The 5,097-nt window shown below is 43.0% G+C and carries 4 protein-coding genes; all 4 read left to right on the top strand.

Annotated elements, in window-relative coordinates:
* On the top strand, positions 1–1,388 hold a 1,388-nt coding region (locus Q0F90_RS07085), incomplete at its 5' end, for a DASS family sodium-coupled anion symporter (RefSeq protein ID WP_296004343.1).
* Positions 1,389–1,925: 537 nt separating this feature from the next.
* Positions 1,926–3,596 (top strand): dihydroxy-acid dehydratase, encoded by a 1,671-nt coding sequence (ilvD, locus tag Q0F90_RS07080; protein ID WP_105081903.1) that lies wholly within the window; start codon positions 1,926–1,928, stop codon positions 3,594–3,596.
* Positions 3,597–3,636: 40 nt separating this feature from the next.
* Positions 3,637–4,860, top strand: coding sequence for a threonine ammonia-lyase (gene ilvA / locus Q0F90_RS07075; protein WP_296004342.1), 1,224 nt, complete (start codon positions 3,637–3,639; stop codon positions 4,858–4,860).
* An 18-nt stretch (positions 4,861–4,878) separates the two neighbouring features.
* A partial coding sequence (locus tag Q0F90_RS07070) for a thiamine pyrophosphate-binding protein (RefSeq protein WP_296004341.1) occupies positions 4,879–5,097 on the top strand: 219 nt, incomplete at its 3' end.

The raw sequence follows: 5,097 nt of genomic DNA, 5'->3' as shown, positions 1-5,097 counted from the left end.
GAGCGGCCCTTACCGTTTTGGTGGGCCTCGTAATCTGGTTCTTGCCTCACACGGAGGCAATCAAGCCTGAAGGTTGGCATTTATTAGCTATCTTCACGGCTACAATTGTAGGCTTTATTCTGCGCCCTTGGCCAACGGGTATTATGGCGCTCTTTGGTATCGTTGCGGCAGTAGCCACAAAGTCTATTACGATGGTGCAAGCATTAGGTGGTTATGCAGAGGCCAACGTGTGGCTTATCGTAGCGGCCGTATTCTTTTCTAGAGGTATTATTAATTCTGGCCTTGGTAAGCGCATTGCGTACACCTTAATTAAATCCTTTGGTACTAGCTCTTTAAAGCTAGCCTATGCACTAGCATGTACGGACTTAATTATTTCTCCAGCGACGCCATCTAATACGGCGCGTGGGGGAGGTATCGTATTCCCTATCGTGCAAAATATTTCGTTAGCTTTTGATTCTGAACCATATGGTAAGACTGCTCGTCGCATAGGGGCGTACTTGATGACGACAGCGCATACCATTAACACTATTACTGTAACAATCTTCTTAACTGCATGTAGTGGTAACTTGCTCATTACATCTTTAGGGGCAAAATTATTCGGTTATGATATTTCTTGGTGGGAATGGTTTCAAGCGGGCGTGATTCCTGGTGTGATATGTATGATTTTGATGCCTTGGTTCATCTATAAAATCTACCCACCTGAGATTAAAGAGACACCACAAGCGGCGGCGATGGCTCAAAAAGAGTTAGATGCTCTTGGTCCTATTACAAAAGCAGAAATTTCTGTAGCTATTATCTTTGTGCTTTGTATCTTGCTTTGGGCTACGGCTATTTGGACGAAGCTTCATCCAACGGTAGTTGCTATGATGGGCGTTCTTGCTTGTGTAGTGACGGGTTCTCTTACATGGGATGACATCTTAGGGGAACGCACTGGTTGGGATATCCTGATTTGGATGGGTACTCTCGTTGGCATGGCAGGCTTGCTCGGTAAACTCGGTGTAGTAGCTGTCTTTGCAGACTTTGTTAGTCAACATCTCGTTGGTATCGACTGGTTCTGGGCATCCTTTATTATTTCTGCAACCTTTGTATACTCGCAATACTTCTTCGCTAGTGGTACGGCGCGTATTACAGCGTTGTTTTCCGCCTTTGCGGCCATTCTCGTGGCTATGGGCGCACCTATTCCATTTACCATCTTGCTCTTTGGTTTGATGAACAGCCCTGGTTGTACATTGACTCACTATAGCTCTGGTGTAACTCCAATCTTCTTTGGCGCTGGTTATGTACCGCAAGGTACGTGGTGGCGCGTAGGCCTTGCTATTTCTGTAGTAAGCTTCCTCATTCACTTCTGGGGCGGTGCCCTCGGCATGTGGATCTTTGGTATCCTATAATATAAAAATCCCTCGCTACGGTGAGGGATTTTTTAGTGTTATATGTAAAGTTTTTATACCTTACTAGGTTTGCTATAGTTTTTTTATATGGTGAACTTCATAAAAAAACTATAGTGAATCTATAGAATTTATAGCGAATTATCTTGCGCGTCATATTATAACGTGTTATTATTATTCCGTGATTAATTTTACAGATTATTTTAGGAGGAAACATGTTAGGTTTAGTCATTAGCTTGTTGATTATTGCGCTAGTCGTGATTATTAATGACATTCGAATTATGAACAACAACTTAACACGTTTTTGTCTTAGAAGTTCCGCGAATGGGTTAATATACAATCAATAAGATTTTGGCTATATGGTTTGTTTCTTATGTGTATATTTTCCAAGGGGTACATAGGTCTATTTATGTATATAGGAATTCTGTAAACAAAAGGAATATCATTTGTAAACTTTTAAGACGATTCATTGGAATCGTCTTTTTTTATGCGTTATGAAAGCCGTCCAAGTGGATGCTTTCAAAAGTGAGGAGATTTAACATGAGTTGTAGAAGTGACAATTTAAAAACAGGCGTAGCACGTGCACCACACAGATCTTTGCTAAAAGCTCTGGGTTTCGTTGACGAAGAAATGGGCAGACCAGTCATTGGTATTGCAAACTCTTTCAACGAGATTATCCCTGGTCACGTAGGCCTGAAAAATATTGTACAAGCCGTAAAAGACGGCATCCGCAACGCAGGTGGTGTGCCAATCGAGTTCAATACAATCGGTATTTGCGATGGCTTGGCGATGAACCACATCGGCATGAAATACTCCTTGGTTACACGCAATATTATTGCTGACTCCATTGAGGCAACTGCAATGGCAACACCATTCGATGCGATGGTATTCATTCCAAACTGCGACAAAGTAGTACCAGGTATGTTGATTGCGGCGGCTCGCCTTAACATTCCATCTGTATTCGTATCTGGTGGTGCAATGCTTGCTGGTGTACATAAAGGTAAAAAAATTGGTTTGTCCGACGTGTTTGAAGCAGTAGGTAAACACCAAACTGGCGAAATGGGCGATGAAGAGTTAGCAAGCATTGAAGATAATGCATGTCCTACATGTGGCTCTTGCTCTGGTATGTACACAGCAAACACAATGAACTGCTTAACTGAGGCTCTTGGTATGGGCCTTCCTGGTAACGGTACTATCCCAGCTGTATATTCTGAACGTTTGCGTTTGGCTAAATTAGCAGGCATGCAAGCAGTAGAGGTATTAAAAGCAAATCTTCGTCCAAAAGATGTTATGACTCGCGAAGCATTCGAAAATGCAGTAGCTCTCGATATGGCGTTAGGTGGTTCCTCTAACACAGCACTTCACTTGCCAGCCATTGCTCACGAAGCAGGTGTGCCATTATCCTTAGACGATTTCGATCGCATTGCTCAAATTACACCACAATTATCTAAATTGTCCCCATCTGGCGTGTACTTCATCGAAGACTTATATGCAGCTGGCGGTGTATCTGCGGTGTTGAAACGCTTAGCAGAAAATGGTCGTCTCCATACTGAGTGCCAAACAGTAGCTCTTAAAACACAAGGTGAAATTGCGGAGGCTGCGTACGTAGCTGACGAAGATGTAATTCATCCTTGGGATAATCCAGTTCACGAAACTGGTGGTATTGCCGTACTTAAAGGAAACCTTGCTGAAGATGGTTCCGTCGTAAAAGCTGGTGCTGTAGATGCAGATATGCTTGTACACTCTGGTCCAGCAAAAGTATTCAACAGCGAAGAAGAAGCTGTTGAAGCTATTACCGGCGGTAAAATCGTAAAAGGCGACGTGGTAGTTATCCGTTACGAAGGTCCTAAAGGTGGCCCTGGCATGCGCGAAATGTTAACACCAACATCCATGATCGCTGGTATGGGTCTAGATAAAGATGTAGCCTTGTTGACTGACGGTCGTTTCTCTGGTGCTACTCGTGGTGCATCCATTGGACACGTATCTCCAGAAGCGGCAGCAGGTGGCACAATCGCTGTTGTTGAAGATGGTGATATCATCAACATCGACATTCCAAACGGCAAATTGGAATTGGCTGTATCCGATGAGGAAATCGCTCGTCGTAAAGCTGCATTGAAACCATTCAAATCCAATGTAACTGGTTACCTTAAAAAATATGCTCTTCACGTATCCTCTGCAGCACAAGGTGCTATCGAAGTATTTGAAGACTAATCTAGACTTTCATTAATACTAACTAGAGGAGATAGAGTACATGCATAAGTTGTATGATTTTATGGAGGCTCGTGAGCGATTAAGCACAATCACAGTGAAAACAAAATTGCTTCATAGTGATGTGTTCTCTGACGAGTGTGGCAATGATGTATATATCAAGCCAGAAAACTTACAAATAACAGGCTCCTTCAAGGTCCGTGGAGCTTACAATAAAATTGCAAAATTGACGGAAGAGGAAAAGGCGCGCGGTGTTATCGCCGCGTCTGCGGGCAACCACGCACAAGGTGTGGCCCTTGCCGCAAAACGCCTGGGCATTAAAGCTACAATCGTAATGCCAAAGCATACGCCTCTCATCAAGGTAAATGCAACGAAACAATACGGAGCAGAGGTCGTACTACACGGCGAGATTTATGATGAAGCTTGCCAAAAGGCGATGGAACTCCAACAAGAACACGGTTATGTGTTTGTTCATCCTTTTGATGATGAAGATGTAATCGAAGGACAAGGTACAATTGCTCTTGAAGTTCTTGAAGAATTGCCTGATGCGGATATCTTGCTCGTCCCTGTTGGGGGTGGCGGTATCGTATCTGGTATTGCAGCGGCGGCTAAATTAAAAAATCCGGGTGTTAAGATTATCGGTGTAGAACCAGAAGGCGCAGCTAGTGCTCTAGCAGCACTTAAAGCTGACCATCCAGTACCACTTGATGAAGTGGCTACTATTGCGGATGGTACAGCAGTCCGTCAAATTGGTGAAACTACATTAGAATATATCAAACAATATGTAGATGAAATTATTACTGTTTCTGACTACGAGTTGATGGAAGCCTTCTTGTTGCTCGTAGAAAAACATAAATTAGTAGCAGAAAACTCTGGTATTTTACCATTAGCAGGTCTTAGAAAATTAAACTGTACTGGTAAAAAGGTTGTGGCTATCGTCAGCGGTGGTAATATCGACGTACTTACCATTTCCTCTATGATCAATAAAGGTCTTGTCGTACGTGGACGTATCTTTACCTTCTCCGTTAACTTGCCTGATAAACCAGGTCAATTAGTGGCTGTTTCTCAAATGCTTGCAGAGGCGGATGCAAACGTTATTAAGCTTGATCACAATCAGTTTAAAAACCTTGACCGCTTCCACGAAGTGGAATTGCAAGTAACAGTAGAAACAAATGGTGAAGAACACATCCAACAGATTATTGATACTTTCAAAAATAATGGTTACATTATTAAACGTTTAAATTCCAGCGAGACCTTGTCTGAATAGCTGGTTGAAAGGGTTCCTATGAGCGCAGAAACAATCAATGGGGCACGCATTGTCCTTGAAACATTGCATCGCCTAGGCGTAACTGATATGTTCGGCTACCCAGGTGGCGCGGTAATTCCAATTTACGATGAAATTTATAGCTTCCCTGAAATTAAACATTATTTCGTTCGTCATGAACAAGGTGCAGCACATGCGGCAGACGGCTATGCTCGCGTATCTGGTCGCGTAGGTGTTTGC

This window comes from uncultured Veillonella sp., from assembly GCF_934190855.1.
Taxonomy (GTDB): domain Bacteria; phylum Bacillota; class Negativicutes; order Veillonellales; family Veillonellaceae; genus Veillonella.
Note: the sequence above shows the minus strand (reverse complement) of the source record. Positions and strands in the feature narration are given on the sequence as shown.